Source organism: Streptomyces sp. RLA131 (genome assembly GCF_056270125.1).
The window spans coordinates 3026674-3047640 of sequence record NZ_JBWDOQ010000002.1 but is presented as its reverse complement, the minus strand read 5'-3'; the positions used below and the strand labels follow the sequence as shown (position 1 = coordinate 3047640).

Here is a 20967-nt window from a genome sequence, read left to right as displayed (position 1 = left end):
TGCGGCCACGCGTGGTGGTCCGCACCCCTGTGACCTGCGTTGACCCGCATACCGGCGGGCCGGCCGGCCGGTGGTCCCGCTGCCCGGTGCCGGGACCTCGGACCGCCTGCCGCGCCGTGCGCCGCGGCCCGCGTCACAGCGTGCCATGACGCGGTGCGGCGGCGATCGGCCGGTGATCGCCCGCCGGTACGCGGGCATGCTGAGGGGCCCGGCAAGAGGGGGGGAGGATGCCGGGCCCATCAGCGTGGGGGGAGGGGTGTGGCTTTGGGGTGTTACCAGAGGATGTCGCCCGGTGCGGCCACTGCGGCCTGTGTTGAGGTCGGGGCGGCAGACTGTGAAACCGTGGCCGCGCCGACGAGGCCCACGACCAGGGCGGCAGCGAGGCCGGCCAGGGCGCGAAGGGCAGTACGGCGTATCGAGGTCATGATTACCTGTCCCGGGGGTGTGAGCGGGGAAGCGACAGATCTGGTGTTCGCCGTGGTGATCCTAGGAACCGTACGGCTGACTGAATTCTGTCGGACGATCCGGGGGTCGGTCCCTGTTTTCCGAGGTCCGGAAACGGACATGGCCCTATGCGGACACATAGGACCGGCTCGCCCCCAATAGGGCCAACTGGCGGCTCCGCCGTTTAGTCTGAGCGGGGCCGGGGGTGTACTGACGAGCTGTGGGGGTGTGGGCTGTGGCCGATGACGTTGTGCGGGCACGGGCGCGGGAGCTCTACGCACTGGCACTCCGTGACGCCGACTGGACTCCGGACGGTGTCTGCGCCGGCTTCGGCTGGACGCGCGAACAGCTCGCCGAGGTCCTCGACGCGCTGGCCGAACTGGGGCTGGCGGCGCCGTTCCCCGGGGTGAGCAGCGGCTGGTCGATGCACTCGCCCGCCACGTCCATGGCGCAGATGCTGGCGGCCGGCCAGCGTACCGCCGAGGAACTGGTGACGGCGGTCAGCCGCGCGCACACCGCGCTGGCCCAGGTCGTGACCGAATTCCAGCCGGTGCACTTCCAGCAGCTCGCGGAGGGCCGGATCGAGGTGGCGGTCCAGCCCGCACAGATCGCGGCGATCCTGGACGAGGCCTCGCGCAGCTCCCGGTCGGAGATCCTCTCGCTGCACCCCGGACGGCCGCTGCCGGCCGGACGGCTGTCCCAGGCCAACGACCGCAACCGCGAGACGCTGCAGCGCGGGGTGGCCATGCGCACCATCCACCTCGCGACCTCGGCCGCGGCGCCGCACATGCGGTCGCACCTCAAGCAACTGGTCGGCGACGGTGCGGAGGTGCGCGTCGCCACGACTCTTCCGATGCGGCTGATCATCATCGACCAGGACGTGGCCGTGGTTCCCTCCCTCGACTCCAAGTCCACCTCGGAGGAGGAGGCCACACCTCCGGCGATGGTGCTCCGCAGCCCCGCCATGGTCGCGGTGCTGCGCCAGTTCTTCGAGTACTTCTGGGCCTCGTCCACCGACCTGATATCGGAGGAGGGCTCGGTCGGCGGGGTGTCGGGCACCCGCCACCGCGAGGTCGTCCGGCTGCTCGCCTCCGGTCTGACCGACGAGGCGATCGCCCGCAAGCTCGGGCTCTCCGACCGCACGGTCCGCCGCATCGTGGCGGAGCTGATGCAGCAGATAGGCGCGGAGAGCCGCTTCCAGGCGGGGGTGAAGATGGTGCGACTCGGCTGGCTGGACGATGATCGGACCTCGTTCGACGATGACGTGGTCGGGAGCACTCCACTGGTCAGGTAGGATGATTCCCGTCAGTGAGCGCCGCTAGCTCAACTGGCAGAGCAGCTGACTCTTAATCAGCGGGTTGGGGGTTCAAGTCCCTCGCGGCGCACAGACAACGAGTGGCCCTTCGCTTCGGCGCGGGGCCACTCGTGCGTTCCCTAGAGCGCGAGCGACAGCAGCACCGGCGCCGCCCGCTCGTTGAGGGTGTCGGCCGCGGGGCGCAGCCGGTGCGCCTCGGTGACCGGCAGGGACAGGGCCAGGCAGCCGACCGTCTTGCCGAGGGTGATGGGGATGGCGGCGCAGACCGTGCCGACCGCGTACTCCTGGAGATCCAGGGTGGGCGAGCTGGCCGGCTGGCTCTCCAGCTTGGTGAGGAGCACCCGTTCGTTGGTGGTCGTACGGGAGGTGAGCCGCACCACCTTGTGCCGGGACAGGTGGTCGCGGCGGCCGTTGTGGTCGAGCTGCGTGAGCAGGCACTTGCCGACCGCGCTGGCGTGGGCGGCGGAACGGAAGTCGACCCACTCGTTGACCTTCGGGGCGCTGGGCCCGTCGGCGAAGTCGACGATCCTGACCTCGCCGTCGTCGTAACGGCTGAAGTAGACCGCCGCGCCCACCTCGTCGCGCAGCGCCATCAGCACGCTCTTGATCTTCTCGCCGAGTGCCCGGTCCCGGCTGGCGCTGCCGAGCAGCACCAGGGATTCGCCCACCGCGTATCCGCCGCCGGGAAGGGCGTGCAGATAGCGCTCGCGCTTGAGCATGGCCAGGAGCTGGGTGAGATATTCGATCGGTACGCCGATCTCGCGGGCTAACTGCTGGGCGGTGACGCCGTGCCGATGGCTGTCGACGGCTTCCAGCACGCGCAGGGCGTACTGGACCGCGTAGACCGGCGCGATCTGTCGGTGCTCAAGCGCCACGGTGTCCCCCTACAGGTGTGACCGTTTGCGTCCTTGCTGTAGCTGCTGGTCACGGACGCTGAGGGCAGCCGACCGGGCCCGGCAGCAGGGCCGTTGTCCACGATAGCCCGAATACGGTTTCCGGTAGAGCCAGTTGAGCACTTAAGTGGCGGCCCTCAGGCGGATACGCAGGAACGCGCCACACTGGCATATGCCGGTGGCACGGCCCGGTTGTCATGGGAGCGCCGCCGCTCGGGCGGGACCGGATTCCGGCAGGGCCGTGGTCGAACACCAGTATGTGGCCGGGGGTGTCCCGCCTACCAGGGCCGTGCCCCGCTCCGGGGGTCCCGCGCTCCGGCGTTCCGGGGTCGTTCGTGCGAATCTGGAAGGCGGACCGTCCGTTACCGGCAGGGCCGACAGGCGAGGAGCCACCATGAGTGGTGTCAGCGATTTCAGCGGCATGCCCGACAAGCGGGAGCAACTGGTCGTCGAGCGCGTCCCCAAGGGTCTGCTGATCGGCGGGAGGTGGCGGCGGGCCGCCGGGGGCGGGGAGTTCGAGGTCGAGGACCCCTCGACCGCCCGCGCGCTGTGCGCCGTGGCGGACGCCGGCGCCGAGGACGCCCGCGCCGCGATGGACACGGCGGCCGGCGCGCAGGCGTCCTGGGCCGCCACCGCCCCGCGCGAGCGCGGGGAGATCCTGCGCCGCGCCTACGAACTCTTGGTCGAGCGGCAGGACGACCTCGCGCTGCTGATGACCCTGGAGATGGGCAAGCCGGTCGCCGAGTCGCGCGGGGAGATCCTGTACGCCGCCGAGTTCTTCCGCTGGTTCGCGGAGGAGGCCGTACGGATCGACGGCGGCTGGAAGACCTCGCCCGACGGCAACGGGCGGATCTGGGTCATGCGGCAGCCGGTCGGGCCCGCGCTGCTGATCACCCCGTGGAACTTCCCCATGGCGATGGGCACCCGCAAGATCGGGCCGGCGGTCGCCGCCGGCTGCGCCATGATCGTCAAACCGGCCCACCAGACCCCGCTGTCCATGCTGGCCCTCGGCGAGATCCTGGGCCAGGCCGGGCTGCCGGACGGTGTCCTGGGGGTGCTGCCCACCACCCGGCCGGGCGAGGTCTGCGGCCCCCTGCTGGCCGACCCCCGGCTGCGCAAGCTGTCCTTCACCGGGTCCACGCCGGTCGGCCGCCGGCTCATCGGGCAGAGCTCGGCGCAGGTGCTGCGCACCTCCATGGAACTGGGCGGCAACGCCCCGCTGATCGTCTGCGAGGACGCGGACCTGGACAAGGCGGTCGAGGGTGCCGTCACCGCCAAGATGCGCAACGTGGGGGAGGCCTGCACGGCCGCCAACCGCGTCTACGCGCACGCCTCCCTGGCCGAGGACTTCACCGGGCGGCTCGCGCGGCGGCTCGGTTCCATGGTCGTCGGGCGCGGCTGCGAGGACGGTGTCCAGGTCGGGCCGCTGATCGACGCCGCCGGGCGGGACAAGGTCGACGAGCTGGTGCGGGACGCCGTCGCGTCGGGCGCCCACGCGGTCGTGGGGGGCGCGCCGCTGGACGACCGACCCGGGTACTTCTACCCGCCGACCGTGCTGGCGGACGTCCCGGCGGACGCGCGTCTGCTCAGCGAGGAGATCTTCGGGCCGGTGGCCCCGGTCGTCACCTTCGAGGACGACGACCGGGCGATCGCGCTGGCCAACGACACCGAGTACGGACTCGTGGCGTATGTCTTCACCGAGAGCCTGCGGCGGTCCGTCCGCTACGCGGAGCAGCTCGAAGCGGGCATGATCGGCCTCAACAAGGGCGTCGTCTCGACCCCCGCGGCCCCCTTCGGCGGCGTCAAGCAGTCCGGGCTCGGCCGGGAGGGCGGAACCGTCGGCATCGACGAGTACCTGGAGACCAAGTACGTGGCACTCGACGTCTGAGTCCGCGCGATCCCGCACAATGCCGTGCACCGGGAATAACCGGAGACTTGCTCCGGTTGACCTTCCGCGGAGGAGAACGAACCCCGAGGAGGAACCCGAGTGGGCAACGAGACCACAACGCCGCCGCTGTCCGTGCTGGACCTGGCGCAGGTGGGAAGCGGTCTGACGGCCGGCGACGCCCTGCGGGCGAGCGTGGCGCTGGCACGGCTCGCGGAGGCGCGGGGATACCGCCGCTACTGGGTGGCGGAGCACCACTCCATGCCCGGCGTGGCGAGTTCCTCGCCCGCCGTGATCCTGGCGCACATAGCGGCGCACACGGACCGGATCCGGCTGGGCTCGGGCGGGGTGATGCTGCCCAACCACGCCCCGCTGGTGATCGCGGAGCAGTTCGGCACCCTCGAAGCGCTCGCGCCGGGCCGGATCGACCTGGGCCTGGGGCGTGCGCCGGGCACGGACGGGGCCACGGCGGCCGCGCTGCGCCGCGGCGACCGGGCCGAGGGCGCGGACGACTTTCCCAGGCAACTCGCCGAGCTGACCCGGTTCCTGGACGACGACTTCCCCGACGGGCACCCGTATGCCCGGATCCACGCGGTGCCGGGACCGGTGCAGGGCAGTGTGCCGGGCGGGGTGCAGAGCGCCGCCCGGCCGGACGTGTGGCTGCTCGGGTCGAGCGGCTTCAGTGCCCGCCTGGCCGGGGTGCTGGGCCTGCCGTTCGCCTTCGCGCACCACTTCTCGGCGGCGAACACCGTCCCGGCGCTGGACCTGTACCGGGAGTCGTTCCGCCCGTCCGCGGTGCTGGAGGAGCCGTACGCGCTCATCGGGGTCTCCGCGCTGGCGGCCGACGAGGAGAAGGACGCGCGCCGCCAGGTGCTGTCCGGGGCACTGGCGATGATGCGGCTGCGTTCCGGACGGCCGGGGCTGGTCCCCTCGCCGGAGGAGGCGGAGGCCTACCCGTTCAGCCCGGCGGAGCGGGAGTTCGCGGACTCGTGGATGACCAATGTCGTACATGGCACGCCTGACGCCGTACGGGAGGGGCTGGACGCGCTGGCCCGCCGCACCGGCGCGGACGAGCTGATGCTGACCGCCAACGGGCACACCCCGCAGGCGCGGCTGCGTTCCTACGAGCTGATCGCCGACGCGTACGGACTGGCGCCTGCCGTCTGAAGCGGTTAAAACCCGGTTACCGGACCGCGCCTGGTCCATCCGCGCCGGTGCGCCGGGGCCGCGCCTTAAGGCAGTCCTAAAGCCGCTCGTCACCTCCGTGACGAGCGGCTTTGCGCTGCGCGCGGGGTGCGGGCGGAAGGGTGACGGCGGTCCGAATTGGTCTAGTCCTGATTTTGGTACAGACCATTGACCTGCCCATGATCACGGCGCTATTCATGCAGCGACCCCCTCGTCCCGCTCCCCCCTGAGCTCCCCCCGGAGGTTCGCGTGCGGTTCAGCAAGAGACCACTCGTCGCGGCGTTCACCAGCGCCGCCCTGGCCGTCGGCGCGTTCGCCGGACTGGCCGGACTCGGCGGCCCGGCCGAGGCCGCGGCCGCCACATCCACCGGCGGTGTCAACATCGCGTACTACGACCAGTGGAGCGTGTACGGCAACGCCTTCTACCCCAAGCACCTCGACACCCGGGGCATCGCGGGCAAGCTCGATGTCCTCAACTACTCGTTCGCGAACATCGACCCGGTCAACCTCACCTGCCTGGAGGGCGTCAACAAGGCCGCCTCGCAGGACGAGTCCAACACCGGTGCAGGTGACGGTGCCGGCGACGCCTACGCCGACTACGGCAAGAGCTTCGCCGCCGCCGACAGTGTCGACGGGGTCGCCGACACCTGGAACCAGCCGCTCGTGGGCAACTTCAACCAGCTCAGGAAGCTCAAGGCCAAGTACCCGAACCTGAAGATCAACATCTCGATCGGCGGCTGGACCTACTCCAAGTACTTCTCGGACGTCGCGGCGAGCGCCGCCTCCCGCACCAAGTTCGTGACCTCCTGCGTCGACACCTTCATCAAGGGCAACCTCCCGGTCGCCGACGGCTTCGGCGGCACCGGCGCGGCCGCCGGCGTCTTCGACGGCATCGACCTCGACTGGGAGTACCCCGGCTCCGCCTCGGGCCACGCCGGCAACCACTACAGCACCGCCGACAAGGCCGACTTCACGCTCCTGCTGGCCGAGTTCAGAAAGCAGCTCGACGCCTACGGCTCCGCCAACAGCCGCAAGATGCTGCTCACCGCCGCCCTCCCGGCCGGCCAGGACAAGATCGCGAACATCGAGACCGACAAGGTCGGCCAGTACCTCGACTACGCGAACCTCATGACGTACGACATGCACGGCGCCTGGGACCCCGACGGCCCGGTCTACCACCAGTCCCCGCTGTACGCCTCGGCCGGTGACCCGACCGACGTCATCGCCCCCGGCACGAAGAAGTACAGCATCGACGAGGCCGTGACCGCCTGGACCTCGGGCGACAGCCAGTACGGCATCGCCGGCGGATTCCCGGCGAACAAGATCACCCTCGGCTACGAGCTCTACTACCGGGGCTGGACCGGCGTCACGGCCGGCGGCAACCACGGCCTCGCCCAGGCCGCGACCGGCGCGGCGTCCGCGCGCGGCCTCAGCCAGACCGCCGGCGTCGCCTACTACAAGGAGCTCACCGGCCTCGTCGACAACGCCTCGTACACCTACTGGGACGACGCCGCCAAGGCCTCGTACTTCTACAACGGCACCGAGTTCTGGACCGGGCTCGACGCCAGGTCCGTCCAGGCACGCGCCGACTACGCGCACTGCCACGGGCTCGGCGGCGCCATGATGTACTCCCTGCTCGACCTCGACACCGGCACGACCCTGCTCAACGAGATCACCACGGCCGTCGACGGCTCGGCGGCCGGCTGCTCGGGCTCCACCCCCACTTCCACGGCCACCCCCACGGCCACCGCGACCCCCACCCCCACTCCCACGGCCACCGCCACCCCGACCCCGACCGCCACCGCCACACCGACCGGAGGCACCTGCGCCACCGCCTGGAGCAGCTCCGCCGTCTATGTGGCCGGCAACACCGTCTCGTACGGCGGCCACAACTGGAAGGCGAAGTGGTGGACCACCAACGAGACCCCCGGCACCACCGGTGAGTGGGGCGTCTGGCAGGACCTCGGCACCTGCGGCTAGGCCGTGTTGGCGCGGAGCAGGACGGACCGGCAACCGGGCCGACCCGGTGAACCGGCGGTCACCGCGCTAGCGCGGGCGCCGCAGGGCGGCGATGAGTTCGGCTGCGACCGGGCGGGAGTACAGCCATCCCTGGCCCGTGTCGCAGCCGATGCGGCGCAGCCGCTCGGCCTGCTCGGCGTTCTCGACGCACTCCGCGGTGACCGTGAGCCCCAGCCGGTGGGCGAGCTGGACCAGCGCCTCGACGATGGTCTCGTCGGCCGGGTTGGGGTGCTGGTCGGCGCGGAAGCCGCGCACGAAGGAGCCGTCGAGCTTCAGTGTGGAGACCGGCAGCCGGGACAGATAGGCCAGGTTGGAGTACCCGGTGCCGAAGTCGTCGATGGCGATCCGCACCCCCATCTCGTGCAGCGCGTGCAGCGCCTGCAACGGCCGCCCGGCCGAGCCCATCACGGCGGACTCGGTCAGCTCCAGCTGGAGCAGTTCGGGCGGCAGCCCGGTGTCGTCGAGGATCTCGGCGACATCGGCCACCAGGTCGGAGTCCCAGACCTGGCGGACGGCCACGTTGACGCTGACGAACAGCGGGTCGTCGGGGTAGTCCTTCTGCCACTGGCGGGCCTGGCGGCACGACTCGGCGAGCACCCAGCGGCCGAGCTGGACGATCGAACCGTTCTCCTCGGCCAGGGAGATGAACCGATTCGGCCCCAGCCGTCCGAAGTGCGGGTGCTCCCACCGTACGAGGGCCTCCACCCCCCGTACGCTGCCGCTGCCCATCGCGACGAGCGGCTGGTACTCCAGCACGAACTCGCCCCGCTCGACGGCCTGTCGCAGGGTGCTGGACAGGGCCTGACGGGTCATCCGGTGGGCGTTGCGCTCGGGGTCGAAGAGGGTCCAGCGGGCCTTTCCGTCGGCCTTGGCCCAGTACAGGGTGGTGTCGGCGGCCTGCATCAGGCCGGTGGCCGTGGTGCCGGACGCCTCGCGTTCCACCACGCCGATGCTGGCGGAGACCGCCAGCCGCTGGCCGACGAGGTCGAAGGGGCGTTGCAGCGCGGCGAGCACCGACTCGGCCAGCGCGGTCGCCTGGCCGGTGCCGGTGGAGCCCTCGACCAGGACGGCGAACTCGTCGCCGCCGAGCCGCGCCACCAGATACGGCCGGCCGCGGCCGAGCCGGGCCGCGCAGTCGCCCAGCCGGTCGGCGACGGCGCCCAGCAGCCGGTCGCCGATGCGGTGGCCGAGGGTGTCGTTGATGGCCTTGAAGCCGTCGAGGTCCAGGTAGCACAGCCCGACCCGGCCGGTGCCCTCGCGGGCCCGCTCCAGGGCGGCGGCCAGCCGCTCGAAGAACAGTGCCCGGTTGGGCAGCCTGGTCACCGGGTCGTGCATCCGCAGGTGCCGCAGCTGTTCGCGCAGTTCGTGGCGCTCGCCGAGATCCTCCACCGACAGCAGTACGGTCCGGCCGGCGGCGCCGGGCACCCGGGTGACGGTCACCTCGGCGCGCAGCGTCCGGCCCTCCCGGCCCAGGACGGGCCGGACGCAGCGCAGCTGCTCGCTCCGTCCGTCCAGCACGTCCGCGTACTCCGTCCGGAGCCTCTCGTCGCCGCTGAGCCCGACCAGCTCGGCGGCGGCCAGCGCGGTGAGCCGTACCGGATCGGCGCCGAGCAGCGCGCCGAGCGCCCGGTTGGCCTCCAGGACCCGGCCGTCGCTGCTGACCAGGGCCATCGGCAGCCGGGCGATGGCGAAGGCGGCGCGGTAGTCGCGCAGCTCGGTCCGGTCCGAGGCCGTGGGATTACGATGAGTCACGGTCGGTGTCGGCATGTCGGGGCCCATGCCAGGGCCGCCCATAGCTCCGCCCATAGCTGGCTCCCGCATCGCAGTCGTCTCGTACACCTGGTCGTCGTGGGAACGAATGGCCGCCCAACGGGCGGTATTCATACCGGAAATGCGCCGATCATAGAGGTTCGGGGAATGCCGGTACCACCGCCGTGGTGGTGATTCTCGGCACGTGGGATCTCCCGTGATCGGATTCGCGCCGACGCCGAATCCAAGGGGGCGTCCTTGCTTACTCATAACGCACAGTAGTGATCGGAGTGTGATCAGAGAGTAACCCGCCCGGAGCATCACAGCAGGGCAAACCGCCGTGAACCATAGCAACGTGATGTGGGTGTCCCGACAGACGGCCGGGAGGTCCACATGCGACGACCAGACGCACCCGTACGTGCACATCGACACCCCCTGCGGGCGGCGGCCGCCGCGACGAGTGTCTTCGCCGCCGTCGTGGCGTGGACCCTGGTCACCGGACCGGCCGCCGCCGCACCCGGCACCACCGGCGCCTGCGGACTGACCCGCACCCGGGCACACCACTCCGAGGGCCTGGACACCTGGAACCCCGGCTATCCGCGCCCGGCCGGCGATCTCGACGCCGTGATGGTCTTCCTCTCCTTCCCCGACGCACGGCCGCTGCTGACCCCCGCCGAGGTGGCGGCCGACCACTTCCCGGCCACCACGCGCTTCTTCGACCGGGCCTCGTACGGCAGGTTCCGGCTGCGGGTGCACACCGTCCGCCGCTGGCTGACCATGCCGAAGGCCTCGACCGCGTACGGGATAAGCCGCGACTGGGGCGACGCCGACCGCGCCCGCTATCTGCGGGACGCGGTGGCGGTGGCCGACGGCACCGTGGACTTCGCCGCATACCGGGTCGTCTACCTGGTCGCCGACCCGGACGCGCCCGGTGTCGACTCCGACGCCACCAAGGTCGTCAACCTCGCCTCGCCGCTGCACGCCGACGGAGTGGAACTGCGGCGCCTGGTCACCGTCTTCGAACGCCACCCGCCCGACCACAACGTCCTGGCCCACGAGACCGGCCACGCCTTCGACCTGCCCGACCTCTACTACCGGCCGTCCGCCGGCAGCGCCGCCGACTGGGACACCCACGTCGGCGACTGGGACCTGATGGGCAGTCAGTTCGGCCTGGCACCGGACCCCTTCGCCTGGCACAAGTGGCGCCTGGGCTGGCTCCGCGCCCGCCAGGTGCGATGCCTGCCCCGCGTCGGCACCAGCTGGCACGAACTCACCCCGGTGGAGGCCCCCGTCGGCGGCACCCGGCTGCTGGTCGTCCCGGCCGGGGGCGACTCGGCCCTCGCCGTCGAGGCCCGCCAGGCCGGACTGGGCAACGACACGGACGCCTGCACCAGCGGCGTCCTGCTCTACCGGGTCCGCTCCGACGTCGACTCCGGCGACGGCCCGGTCGACGTCCTCGACGGCCACCCGCGCACCCAGGCCTGCCCCTACACCTCCGTCTACCCGCCGCTGGCCGACGCCCCGCTCAGGGTCGGCGACAGCTTCTCCTACGACGGCTACGCCGGACCCGGCCGCACCGTCACCGTCACGGTCACCGACCACGACCCGGCGGCCGGTACCTGGACCGTGAAGGTCACGGTCCTCCGGTGACGGCCTCCGCCGTCTCCATACGGCTCAAGGCCGCCGCGCTGGTCACCGCCACGCTCGTGGCGACCGGCGGCCTTTACGGCGCCGGGGGCTCCGGCGCCCCCGCCGCCGCCCCGCCGCCCGCCTCCCGGCCCTGCGCGCTGCGGGCCGCGCCCGGCATACCGATGTCGGAGGGATTCCCCGGGCACCGCCAGCGCGAGTACGCCCGCGCCACCGGCGTGGTCCGCGCCCTGACGCTGATGGTCGACTTCCCCGACGCCAAGGCCCCGTACAGCGCCCGCGAACGGTACGGCGAGTTCTTCCCCGCCGTCCGGGACTGGTTCGCCCGGGCCAGCTACGGTCGGATGCGGTACGCCTCCACACCCGTGCTGCGCTGGATACGGATGCCGCGCCCCTTCTCCTCGTACGGGACCGGGCGCGGCTACACCTGGGGCGCGCACACCGCGATGATGCGGGACCTGCTGCACGCCGCCGACCGGAAGATCGACTTCCGGGGGTACGACCTCGTCAACATCCTCGTCACCCCCAACGCGGGGCCCTCCGCCGACCAGGCGGTGCTCTCCGTCACCTGGACCGGCGCTGCCGCCGCCGTCACCGACGAGGGAGCCCGGCTCGACCGGGTCTCGCTGGTCTACGGCCACGACCGCTCCGGCCCCCGGGTCCTCAGCCACGAGAACGGCCACGCCTTCGGGCTGCCCGACCTCTACGCGGCCGGCCGCGACGACTTCGGCCGCACCGACCACCTGGCCGGCCAGTGGGACAGCATGTCCCTGGACTGGGGGCTGCAGGGTGACCTCCTGGCCTGGCACAAGTGGCGCCTGGGCTGGCTGCGCGACCGCCAGGTCGCCTGCCTGCGGCCGGGGGTGCGCGGGGGGACGTACGCCCTCAGCCCGATAGAGCTCCCCGGCGGCGGGCACAAGGCCGTCGTCGTGCCCCTCGGCCGCACCCGCGCCTACGTCGTGGAGGCGCGCACCGCCCGCGGCAACGACGGCACGGCCTGCCGCGAGGGCGTCCTGATCTACGAGGTCCGTACCGACATCGGCACCGGCGACGGCCCGGTCACCGTCCGGGACGCCCATCCTGGCTCCGGCGCCTGCGAGTTCAGCAGCGGATCCTTCAACTCCCTCAACGACGCGCCCTTCCGGGCGGGCGAACGCTTCCGCGCCCCGGACGCACAGCTCACCGTCGAGGTGACCGGCCGCGACGCGGCCGGCCGGTGGGCGGTGCGAATACACCGCCGGTGAATGTGAATTGCCTCTCAATGGGCGGACGTTGACTCGTTCGGCGACAAGTGGGTATGCCAGGTACATACGCGCAGCGCCGTGAGTGGGGGCCGCCATGTCCGATGTCCAGCCGGGATTCGTCCCCGGGTTCGTACCCGAGGCCGCGCCCGGGTTCGTCACCGCCGAGAGGTTCGTCGGCGCCATCACCGTGGTCGAACTCCGCGGTGAGCTGGACATCGTCGCCAAGAACCGGATCACGGACCGCCTCGAAGCCCTCGCCCGGCTGCCGCGCCCCGACCTGCTGCTGGACCTGCGCCAGGTCACCTTCATCGACTGCTGCGGCCTGGCCATCCTCTGCCAGGTCCGCTCCCGCGTCACCAGGAACGACGGCCGGCTGCGGCTGGTCAGCCCCGACCCGGCCCTGCGCCGGCTGCTGAGGCTCACCGGGCTCACCGGCCATTTCGAGCTGTTCGACGACCTCGCCTCGGCGATCGCCCGGAAACCCGACGGCGCCATCGCCTGAGGGCCGGGCCGGAGCCAATGCGAGATATGAGATACGAGACACGAGATACGACGCGCGAGGTATGCCATACGAGATATGGCATATGAGATATGACGTAGGGCGCATGAGGTGCGACGCATGCATGACGAAGGGCGCTCTCCTCGCCGAGGAGAGCGCCCTTGCCTGCATGTGCGCCGCGAGGGACTTGAACCCCCAACCCGCTGATTAAGAGTCAGCTGCTCTGCCAGTTGAGCTAGCGGCGCTCGCTGACGTGACAGAGATTAGCACCCGGTCCGGGCCGGGGAAAAATCGGTTTCGCACGCGGATTCCGCGTCCGCCCTGGCGGCCCGTACGCAGGCCCAGAGCAGCGCGTCCGTTCCCGGCAGCCAGGGGCGGCGGGTGTCGGGGGCCACGATCCAGCGCGAGCGCCCGGCGCCCTGGAGGGGCGGAATGGTCACGGCGTCGCCGGCCCCGTGACACATGAGGGCGGGCACACGGTCGCCCCATTCCTCCCAGGAGAGCAGGTAGGGGAGCCGACGGGCGGTGCCGGGGGCGACGAGCAGCAGCAGCCGGCCGCGGTGCACGGCGGCCGGCCCGGTACCGGGGCCGGCGGTCCAGAGCTGTTCCAGGACCCGGCGCCCGAAGAGCAGGGGCAGGTTGACCACGTCGAAGGCCGTCCCGCACGGCAGGACGCTGGGCGCGGCGGGGCGGGCCGACCACAGGGCCTGGACGCTGCGCGGGAACGCGCTGGCGGAGGCCAGCCAGGCCGCGCCCGCGGGGGTGACGTGCTGCGTGTGGTGGGCGTCGGAGTCGGATATGCCGCCGGGCCGCGGGTGCCATTGCCAATCACTCATGACATATACGATTACCTGGCGTGTACGCGTCGTTACGGTGAATCGGGCGAATCCGGTACACGCCGGTGGAGACGCGGGTATCTTGACCCGAACGCGTATGCCACCGGAGTTCGCCTGCGTGCCGGGCGCCCGCGGCCGCCCCGCAATCCGCCCCGCAAGCCGGCACGCTGCCGGCCCCGCGGCTATCCCTGCGCCGTGCCGCCGCCTCGCAGCAGGTCCTGGCCGAACTCGACCATCCTGCGGGCGTAGTCCTCGGTCCATCCGGCGCCCTCGCCGATCGCCTCCGCGGTGAGGCGGTCGAAGCGCTTGGGGTCGGCGAGTTGTGCCGCCGCTATCGCCTGGTACTCGGTCGCGCGGTCCGCCGCCGCTCTGAAGGCGACGGCCAGTTCGGTGGAACGGGCCAGCAGTTGGCGGGGATCGTCCAGCGTCTCCAGGTTGAAGAAGTGCTCCTCCTCCTCGGTTTCGGCCGCGGGCTCGAAGAGCAGCTGGGCCGGTTTGAGCCGCCGTGCGGCGCCGTCACCGGTGCTGTGAGCCGAGTTCGGCTCTGACATGTACGTACCTCCAGGTTCGTCAGCGCCCTCCATTGTCCCGCGTCGGGCAGGGGACAACCAGAGTGTCGGTGGGGACGGGGATTTGTCACAGGGGGATGCGAGACTCTTCCGGGTGAGCAATACGCGGGATCTTCGGGAACGGCTGGCCGAGCTGCGGGGCCCCGCCGTGCCGCCGCGCGCGATGGACGCGCGGGCCCTGGCGGCACTGGCGGCGAATCCGGGGTGCCGGCGGCGCGCGCTGCTGGACGCGGCCGGTGTGGACAAGGGCGCGGTCGCGCAGGCGCTGGGCAGTCCGGCGCCGTTCGGGCAGTCGCAGTTCGCCTTCGCCCGCGGCCACGCCTTCGAGGCCAGGGTCAAGGCCGAGGGGTACGCCGAGCTGCTGCGGCTGCTGGGTGCCGAGGAGGCCGACGCGGCGCTGCCCGAGCTGACGGCGCCGGGCCCGGAGGGCCGGGTGGCCCGCACCAGGGCGGCGCTGGAGGAGGCCACCGCGGCGGGCGGCTGGGCGCTGCTGGACCACCCGCTGCTCAAGCTGGACGTCGCGGGCTCGCCGGCCTATCTGGAGCCGGACGCGGTCGCCGTGCGGCCGGACGGCACCTGGACGGTGGTGGAGATCAAGTCCTTCCCGATCCTGGACGGTTCGGCGGACTCGGTGAAGGTCGGCGCGGCCGCCCGGCAGGCGGCGGTGTACGTGCTGGCGCTGGAGGCGCTGGGCGTCGGCGGGGCGGCGAAGCCCTCGCACGACATCCTGCTGGTCTGCCCGAAGGACTTCTCCAACCTGCCGACCGCCCAGCTCGTCGACGTACGCAAGCAGCTCTCCGTCACCCGCCGCCAGCTGACCCGGCTGACCCGCATCGAGGAGATCGCCGCCGTTCTGCCCGAGGGCGCCACCTTCGACCCGGGCGCCGGCGGGAGCCGGCTGCACGACGCGGTGGACGCGGTCCCGGCGGCGTACGCCCCGGAGTGCCTGGCCGCCTGTGAGCTGGCCTTCCACTGCCGGGACCGGGCCCGCTCCTGCGGTTCCGTGGAGACGCTGGGCCGCGGGGTGCGCGGCGAGCTGGGCACCCTGACCACGGTCGAGCAGGTGCTGGCGGCCGCCCTGGGCAGGGACGGCGACCCGGCCGATCCGGCGGTGGACGCGCTGCGCCGGGCGGCCGCGCTGCGTACGGAGGCCCTCCACGAGGCCCACGAGGTCCAGGAGGCCCACGAGGTCCAGGAGGTCCAGGGATGTCGCTGATCACGACGCTGGCCCGCGCGGAGGCGGTGGCGGCCGGCCGGGCCACGCCGCTGGCGACCGTCCGGCACCGACATCTGTCGCCCCGGCCGCTGGTCCTCGTCCCGCTCACCACCGCCGGCGAGGTCGGTGCCCCGCTCGGGGCCCTGCTCGGCACCGAGCGGGACGAGCCGCGGCTGCTGGTGGTGCCCCAGCCGCGCGACCGGGATCTGCGGTTCGCGTTCCTGGCCGAGCTGGCGCGGATGGTGCTGCCGTACCTGGAGTCGTACGCGGACGAGGTCGAGACCGAGCCCGCCACGCGCAACCGGGCGGAGACCGAGGTCTGTGCGGACGCCCCGCAGCTGATCGTGCCGAACGCGGCGGCCGTGGAGTACGTACGGCTGCTCGGCCGCTCCACGCGCTTCCGCCGCACCGCCGAGGAGGACCCCGAAACGCCCTTCCCGGTCCCGGCCCGGGTGCCGCTGCTCGGGCGCTGGCTGACGCACTACGGCGAGCGGGCCCGTACCCCCGGCTCGTCGCTGCTGCTGGCCATGACCGAGCTGCTGACCCGGCACTGGGCGACCGGCCAGAGCAATCTGGAGGACCAGCACCTGGGTGCCCTGCTGGCCTGGATCGAGCCGTCCGGGGGGCTGACCGGGGCGGCGGCCGCGCGCCGGGCGGAGTCCGAGCGCGGTCCTGACGGGCTGCTGCTGTGTCCGCCGGCCGGTCCCGCCACCGACCCGGTGTTCGACAACATCCGGCTGGCCCCCGCCATGAAGCGCTACGACGCCGGGCTGACCGGTGCCGAGCGGGAGATACGGGATCTGGTCGCCTCCCAGCTCCGCCCGTCCTGGGACGCCGTCTGGCAGGGCCTGGACCTGCTGCGGGCGCTTCCGGCGGGCGGCCGGGTCGAGGAGCGCTGGAAGCGGGACCGCTGGTCGTACACCGGCCACCGGGACCGGGTGCGGGCCGGGGAGCCGCCGCAGCCGCGCCGTGACGACGCCGTCGCGGCGGCGCAGAAGCTCGCCGGGCGGGAGACGGCGCAGGTCCGGCTGGAGGCCGGCGAGGCGCTGGACGATCCGCTGGTGATGGCCGGCCGGCGGCTGGCCGGGGAGGCGTTCGCGGGTGAGGTCACCGAGGTGGAGGCGGCCTGGAGCGAGGGGAAGATCCCCAAGCCCCGGCCGCTGGTGACGCTGCTCACCGGGGACCGGCCGCATCTCGACCCCGGGGTGAAGGTGTTCCGTGTGCTGCCCGGGGGCCGGACGCAGCAGGGGCAGTTCGTGGAGTGGATTCCCGGTACGTCCCCCGGCGCCGGGGCGGTGGTGGTGCGGATCGTCAACGGGATGGGGCGCGGCAGGGAGCCCGAGCCCGGGTCGGTTCCGGACAAGGGCGACCGGATCTGCTGGACTCTCTTCGAGCACGCTCCGCGCGGCGGCGCCGAGCTGCCCGACCCGGAGGACACGCCGTGGACCCACGGCGGCCCGCCGGTTTCGGCCGCCGACGCAGCCGCCGGTGCCGCCGGTGCCGCCGGTGCCGCCGGTGACGCAGCCGGCGCCCCCGGAGCCCCCGGCGCCGCGCCGGCTTCCGGCGCCCCCGATCCCGTGACCCCGGAGGACTATCTGTGAGCCAGGCGTACGAGTCCCGCGAGGGCCGCGACAGCCCGGATCCGGCCGCGGCGGCCGCCCGGGCGACCGAGCGCATCCTCCATGACACCCTCCACGGCACCGCGCGCGGCGTCGTGGTGGACTCGCCGCCCGGCGCCGGCAAGTCCACGCTCGTGGTGCGCGCGGCCCAGGAGCTGGTCGCGGCGGGGGAGTCGATCATGGTCGTCGCCCAGACCAACGCCCAGGTCGACGACCTCGCGGACCGCCTCGCCACCGCCGACCCGGGCCTGCCGGTCGGGCGGCTGCACGGCAGCGACTCGCTCCCGGATCCGGTGCTGGACCGCCATCCGTCGATCATGAAGTCGGCCAAGGCCGGTGACCTGGTCCAGCAGAAGGTGGTGATCGCCACCGCCGCCAAGTGGGCCTTCGTCAAGGACGTCGAGCCATGGCGGCACGCCATCGTCGACGAGGCCTACCAGATGCGCTCCGACGCCCTGTTGCAGGTCGCGGGGCTCTTCGAGCGGGCGTTGTTCGTCGGCGACCCCGGCCAGCTCGACCCCTTCAGCGTGGTCGGCGCCGACCAGTGGGCCGGGCTCAGTTACGACCCGTCGGCCAGCGCCGTGGTCACCCTGCTCGCCCACAACCCCGGTCTTCCCCAGCACCGGCTGCCGGTCTCGTGGCGGCTCCCCGCCTCCGCCGCGCCGCTGGTCTCCGACGCCTTCTATCCGTACACGTCCTTCCGCAGCGGCACCGGTCCCGGTGACCGCCGGCTCTCCTTCGGTGTCCCCGGGGACGGTTCCGGGCCCGACCGGGTGCTCGACGAGGCCGCCGCGTCCGGCTGGGGGCTGCTGGAGCTCCCGGCCCGGCACACCCCGCGTACCGACCCGGAGGCGGTGCGGGCGGTCGCCCTCGTCGTGCGCAGGCTGCTGGACCGGGGCGGCGTCGCCGTCTCGGAACGGGGTACGTCACCGCTGACCGCGGACCGGGTGGCCGTCGGGACCGCCCACCGCGACCAGGCGGCGGCGGTGCGGGCCGCGCTGGCCGGGATGGGGGTCCCCGGTGTCGCCGTGGACACCGCGAACCGGCTCCAGGGGCGGGAGTTCGACGTCACCGTCGTCCTGCATCCGCTGTCCGGGCGGCCCGACGCGACGGCCTTCCATCTGGAGACCGGGCGGCTGTGCGTGCTCGCCTCGCGGCACCGTCACGCGTGCGTGGTGGTCTGCCGGGCGGGCGTGGCCGAGCTGCTGGACGAGCATCCGTCCACCGAGCCGGTGCAGCTCGGCGTCACCGTCAAGTTCCCGGACGGCTGGGAGGCGAACCATGCGGTGCTGGCGCACCTGGCCGAGCACCGGGTGAGCTGGCGGCCCTAGGGCCAGGGCCGGCGGGGGCGACGTCCCGGGAGGTGGCGACGACCACCGAGCCGGAGACCGTCGTCCCGGTGGCCGGACGGCGCCGGCGCAGCGCGTCCCGCGCCTCGTCGACCAGCCGCAGGGCGGGCCGGGCGAGCGCGTACGCGATGCCCATCACGGCGATCCCGGCGACGGCGTCGAGCAGATAGTGGTTGGCGGTGCCCATGACGACCAGGGCGGTGCCGGTCGGGTAGACCACGCCCAGCGCCCGGACCAGCGGTGAACGCCCGTACCGCCAGAGCATGATGCCGCACCACAGCGCCCATCCGACGTGCAGGCTGGGCATGGCCGCGTACTGGTTGGTGAGGCCGCCGAGGCCGCGCGGGGCGCTGGCTTCGGCGCCCCACCAGCCGTACGAGCCGTACTGGGCCATGGTGTCGATGAAGCCGTGCCCGGCGGAGAGCAGCCGGGGCGGGGCGGTCGGCATCAGGGTGAAGCCGATCAGCCCGATGAGGGTGGAGATCATCAGCCAGGTGCGGGCGAAGCGGTACGCCGTGGGGCGGCGCTTCCAGAGCCAGACCAGTACCAGCGGGGTGACCAGGTAGTGCAGGGAGGCGTACCAGAAGTCCGCCGGTATGCCGAGCGCCTGGTACCTGGTGAAGAGGGAGTTGAGCCACCGTTCGGGATCGAGGTCGAAGGCCTGCTCGACCCGCAGGACGTCGATGCCGTGGCCGAGGGCGTCGTCCACGTCGCCGCGTACGAGGAGCCGGCCCGAGGTGTAGAGACCGTAGACGACCGCGATCAGCGGCAGTTCGGTCCACCAGCGGAGCCGGCCCCGGTACGCCGAGGCGCGAGGCGCGGTGGCGGTGATCGTCATGCGAGCGTTCTCCCCGTTCTTCCTGAGCGGAAGCTGCTCGGCGGTGTCATAGGCTCTACCGTACGTCGTACGCTAGGCAATCGCAGAGGCGCCCCGGTTATTGCTGGAAACCCACCATTCGTGCCAAGTTCAACAAGCTGTTGGCTTGGGCATGTGAGCAGAAGGACGCCGGGGAGATTCCCCGGGTTGCTCCCCGAAGCGGGAGAATCGAACTACGACCGCCCACCGTCCACGCCCCCATCGCCCCCGACCGGACATCCCCCCATGACTGTCACCGAACCGGCCCGCACACCCCGGCGCCACCGTGCGCCCCGCAACTCGCTGAACCCCGACCGCATTCTCGACGCCGCCGTCACCCTGCTCGACCGCGACGGCCCCGAGGCCTTCACCATGCGTGCCCTCGCGGGCGAACTCGGCGTCGGCACGATGGCCGTCTACTCGCACTTCCGCAACAAGGACGAGATCAACGACGCGGTGAACGAACGCCTGCTCGGCGAGATCGAACTCCCCGCCCCCACCGGCGGCAACCCCCGCAGGCAGCTTACGGAACTGTGCTGCGGCGTATACCGGCTTTTCAGCGAACACCCGGCCGCCCTGCCCCTGCTCACCAGCCGCCCCATGCGCGGTGACGAGGCCATCGCCGTCATCGACCGCCAGCTCGGGCTGCTGCTGGAGTGCGGGCTCGACCGGGCCGGCGCGGCCCGCGCCCAGGTGGCGGTCATGCAGTACACCGTGGGCGCCGCGCTGTGGGCGGTCCGGCGCCGCCAGGCGGAACAGGGCGTCTGCGAGGGGACCGGGGTGCGCGAGCGGATCCGTGAACGGCTCGCCCATCTGCCCCCGGACCGCTATCCGTCCCTCACCTGCCTGGTGCCGGAGCTGACCGCCGCCCAGGACGAGTGCGCCGACAGCTACGAGCACGGGCTGAACGGCCTGCTGAGCGGCCTGCTGACCGGCCTGTCGACCGGCCTGTCGACCGGTCCGCCGACCGGTCCGCCGAAGACGTGAGGGATGATGGGAGGGCATCGCCCCGCCCTCCTGGAAGGTCCTCTCCCGCATGGCTCCGCGCATCCTGCTCGTCCGGCACGGCCAGACGCAGTGGTCGGTAACCGGCCGCCACACCGGCCGTACGGACATCCCGCTCACCGACGCCGGCCGGGACACCGTGCGACGGCTCGGCGAGCGGCTGCACCGCGCGCCCTGGAACGGCCTGCCGCACGTCGAGGTCCGCACCAGCCCGCTGGTGCGGGCCAGCGAGACCTGCGCGCTGGCCGGGTTCGGCGACCGGGCCAAGGAGTGGGACACCCTCATGGAGTGGGACTACGGCGCCTACGAGGGCCTCCCCCCGGAGCGGATCCGCGCCGAACGGCCGGAGTGGAACATCTGGCACGACGGCGTCCCCGGCGGCGAGACCCCCGACGGACTCGCGGCCCGCGCCGACGAGGCCGTCGCCTGGGCCCGTTCCGCCGACCGGGACGTCCTGGTCTTCGCCCACGGCCACTTCCTGCGGATGCTCGCCGCCCGCTGGCTTGGCCTCCCCGCCTCGGGCGGCGCGCTCTTCCGGCTGGAGCCGGCCTCGCTGTCGGTGCTGGGATGGGCCTACGGTGCCCCGGCCGTCGAGCGGTGGAACGACACGGGGCACCTGGACTGACCGGTTCGGCGG

17 protein-coding genes and 2 tRNA genes are annotated in these 20967 nt (G+C 72.6%); 13 read left to right on the top strand and 6 right to left on the bottom strand.

The window, feature by feature from the left end; genetic code table 11:
* Positions 1-679 precede the first annotated feature (679 nt).
* On the top strand, positions 680-1738 hold the full coding sequence (locus RWE79_RS14755; protein WP_475940531.1) for a LuxR C-terminal-related transcriptional regulator: 1059 nt from the start codon (positions 680-682) through the stop codon (positions 1736-1738).
* A gap of 18 nt (positions 1739-1756) precedes the next feature.
* Positions 1757-1829 (top strand) — tRNA-Lys (locus RWE79_RS14750).
* A 49-nt stretch (positions 1830-1878) separates the two neighbouring features.
* Here RWE79_RS14750 and RWE79_RS14745 read toward each other — a convergent pair.
* Positions 1879-2634 carry an IclR family transcriptional regulator gene (locus RWE79_RS14745; protein ID WP_475940530.1) on the bottom strand — a complete coding sequence of 252 codons (756 nt, stop codon included), beginning with the start codon at positions 2632-2634 and terminating at the stop codon, positions 1879-1881.
* Positions 2635-3046: 412 nt separating this feature from the next.
* Between RWE79_RS14745 and RWE79_RS14740 the strand changes: the two genes are divergently transcribed.
* From RWE79_RS14740 to RWE79_RS14730, 3 genes are all read left to right on the top strand, one after another.
* Positions 3047-4540 (top strand): NAD-dependent succinate-semialdehyde dehydrogenase, encoded by a 1494-nt coding sequence (locus RWE79_RS14740; RefSeq protein WP_475940529.1) that lies wholly within the window; start codon positions 3047-3049, stop codon positions 4538-4540.
* Between the two features lie 99 nt (positions 4541-4639).
* A complete protein-coding gene (locus tag RWE79_RS14735) occupies positions 4640-5704 on the top strand; it encodes an LLM class flavin-dependent oxidoreductase (RefSeq protein ID WP_475940528.1) in 1065 nt (354 codons plus the stop codon).
* 267 nt (positions 5705-5971) lie between these two features.
* Complete coding sequence (locus tag RWE79_RS14730) at positions 5972-7702, top strand: glycosyl hydrolase family 18 protein (protein WP_475940527.1); 1731 nt, start codon at positions 5972-5974, stop codon at positions 7700-7702.
* A gap of 66 nt (positions 7703-7768) precedes the next feature.
* On the opposite strand, the gene RWE79_RS14725 is transcribed toward RWE79_RS14730, so the two are convergent.
* Positions 7769-9508 carry a putative bifunctional diguanylate cyclase/phosphodiesterase gene (locus RWE79_RS14725; RefSeq protein ID WP_475940526.1) on the bottom strand — a complete coding sequence of 580 codons (1740 nt, stop codon included), beginning with the start codon at positions 9506-9508 and terminating at the stop codon, positions 7769-7771.
* Positions 9509-9883: 375 nt separating this feature from the next.
* Between RWE79_RS14725 and RWE79_RS14720 the strand changes: the two genes are divergently transcribed.
* The 3 genes from RWE79_RS14720 to RWE79_RS14710 all read left to right on the top strand — a co-directional run bounded on the left by RWE79_RS14720 (position 9884) and on the right by RWE79_RS14710 (position 12883).
* Positions 9884-11140: a M6 family metalloprotease domain-containing protein gene (locus RWE79_RS14720; RefSeq protein ID WP_475940525.1), complete on the top strand. Its 1257-nt coding sequence runs from the start codon at positions 9884-9886 to the stop codon at positions 11138-11140.
* Complete coding sequence (locus tag RWE79_RS14715) at positions 11137-12381, top strand: M6 family metalloprotease domain-containing protein (protein WP_475940524.1); 1245 nt, start codon at positions 11137-11139, stop codon at positions 12379-12381. The genes RWE79_RS14720 and RWE79_RS14715 overlap by 4 nt, the downstream gene beginning before the upstream one ends.
* 94 nt (positions 12382-12475) lie before the next feature.
* Positions 12476-12883 (top strand): anti-sigma factor antagonist, encoded by a 408-nt coding sequence (locus RWE79_RS14710; protein WP_475940523.1) that lies wholly within the window; start codon positions 12476-12478, stop codon positions 12881-12883.
* Positions 12884-13052: 169 nt separating this feature from the next.
* Here RWE79_RS14710 and RWE79_RS14705 read toward each other — a convergent pair.
* From RWE79_RS14705 to RWE79_RS14695, 3 genes are all read right to left on the bottom strand, one after another.
* A tRNA-Lys gene (locus RWE79_RS14705) sits at positions 13053-13125 on the bottom strand.
* Between the two features lie 18 nt (positions 13126-13143).
* On the bottom strand, positions 13144-13716 hold the full coding sequence (locus RWE79_RS14700; protein WP_475940522.1) for a bifunctional DNA primase/polymerase: 573 nt from the start codon (positions 13714-13716) through the stop codon (positions 13144-13146).
* A 182-nt stretch (positions 13717-13898) separates the two neighbouring features.
* Positions 13899-14267 carry a hypothetical protein gene (locus RWE79_RS14695; RefSeq protein WP_475940521.1) on the bottom strand — a complete coding sequence of 123 codons (369 nt, stop codon included), beginning with the start codon at positions 14265-14267 and terminating at the stop codon, positions 13899-13901.
* Positions 14268-14379: 112 nt separating this feature from the next.
* Between RWE79_RS14695 and RWE79_RS14690 the strand changes: the two genes are divergently transcribed.
* Genes RWE79_RS14690 through RWE79_RS14680 form a run of 3 tightly spaced genes read left to right on the top strand, consistent with a single transcriptional unit; the run spans position 14380 to position 18451 of the window.
* Positions 14380-15501 carry a hypothetical protein gene (locus tag RWE79_RS14690; protein ID WP_475940520.1) on the top strand — a complete coding sequence of 374 codons (1122 nt, stop codon included), beginning with the start codon at positions 14380-14382 and terminating at the stop codon, positions 15499-15501.
* The gene (locus tag RWE79_RS14685) at positions 15492-17102 is read left to right on the top strand and encodes a hypothetical protein (protein ID WP_475940519.1); all 1611 of its coding nucleotides are present in this window, start codon (positions 15492-15494) and stop codon (positions 17100-17102) included. The genes RWE79_RS14690 and RWE79_RS14685 overlap by 10 nt, the downstream gene beginning before the upstream one ends.
* A complete protein-coding gene (locus tag RWE79_RS14680) occupies positions 17099-18451 on the top strand; it encodes an AAA family ATPase (RefSeq protein WP_475940518.1) in 1353 nt (450 codons plus the stop codon). Before RWE79_RS14685 ends, RWE79_RS14680 begins: the two co-directional genes overlap by 4 nt.
* Here the strand turns inward: RWE79_RS14680 and RWE79_RS14675 are convergent.
* On the bottom strand, positions 18372-19307 hold the full coding sequence (locus RWE79_RS14675; RefSeq protein ID WP_475940517.1) for a phosphatase PAP2 family protein: 936 nt from the start codon (positions 19305-19307) through the stop codon (positions 18372-18374). The two genes, RWE79_RS14680 and RWE79_RS14675, sit on opposite strands and share 80 nt — an antisense overlap.
* A gap of 264 nt (positions 19308-19571) precedes the next feature.
* On the opposite strand from RWE79_RS14675, the gene RWE79_RS14670 reads away from it, so the two are divergent.
* Both RWE79_RS14670 and RWE79_RS14665 read left to right on the top strand, forming a co-directional pair.
* Entirely contained in the window at positions 19572-20312 is a 741-nt protein-coding gene (locus RWE79_RS14670) for a TetR/AcrR family transcriptional regulator (RefSeq protein WP_475940516.1), read from the top strand.
* A 49-nt stretch (positions 20313-20361) separates the two neighbouring features.
* The gene (locus RWE79_RS14665) at positions 20362-20955 is read left to right on the top strand and encodes a histidine phosphatase family protein (protein ID WP_475940515.1); all 594 of its coding nucleotides are present in this window, start codon (positions 20362-20364) and stop codon (positions 20953-20955) included.
* Positions 20956-20967 lie beyond the last annotated feature (12 nt).

Bases quoted from the DNA above. Each gene is read 5' to 3' on its own strand.
- RWE79_RS14740 (WP_475940529.1), top strand. From the start codon at position 3,047: ATGAGTGGTGTCAGCGATTTCAGCGGCATGCCCGACAAGCGGGAGCAA.
- RWE79_RS14725 (WP_475940526.1), bottom strand. From the start codon at position 9,508: ATGCCGACACCGACCGTGACTCATCGTAATCCCACGGCCTCGGACCGG.
- RWE79_RS14720 (WP_475940525.1), top strand. From the start codon at position 9,884: ATGCGACGACCAGACGCACCCGTACGTGCACATCGACACCCCCTGCGG.
- RWE79_RS14710 (WP_475940523.1), top strand. From the start codon at position 12,476: ATGTCCGATGTCCAGCCGGGATTCGTCCCCGGGTTCGTACCCGAGGCC.
- RWE79_RS14700 (WP_475940522.1), bottom strand. From the start codon at position 13,716: ATGAGTGATTGGCAATGGCACCCGCGGCCCGGCGGCATATCCGACTCC.
- RWE79_RS14695 (WP_475940521.1), bottom strand. From the start codon at position 14,267: ATGTCAGAGCCGAACTCGGCTCACAGCACCGGTGACGGCGCCGCACGG.
- RWE79_RS14685 (WP_475940519.1), top strand. From the start codon at position 15,492: ATGTCGCTGATCACGACGCTGGCCCGCGCGGAGGCGGTGGCGGCCGGC.
- RWE79_RS14675 (WP_475940517.1), bottom strand. From the start codon at position 19,307: ATGACGATCACCGCCACCGCGCCTCGCGCCTCGGCGTACCGGGGCCGG.
- RWE79_RS14670 (WP_475940516.1), top strand. From the start codon at position 19,572: ATGACTGTCACCGAACCGGCCCGCACACCCCGGCGCCACCGTGCGCCC.
- RWE79_RS14665 (WP_475940515.1), top strand. From the start codon at position 20,362: ATGGCTCCGCGCATCCTGCTCGTCCGGCACGGCCAGACGCAGTGGTCG.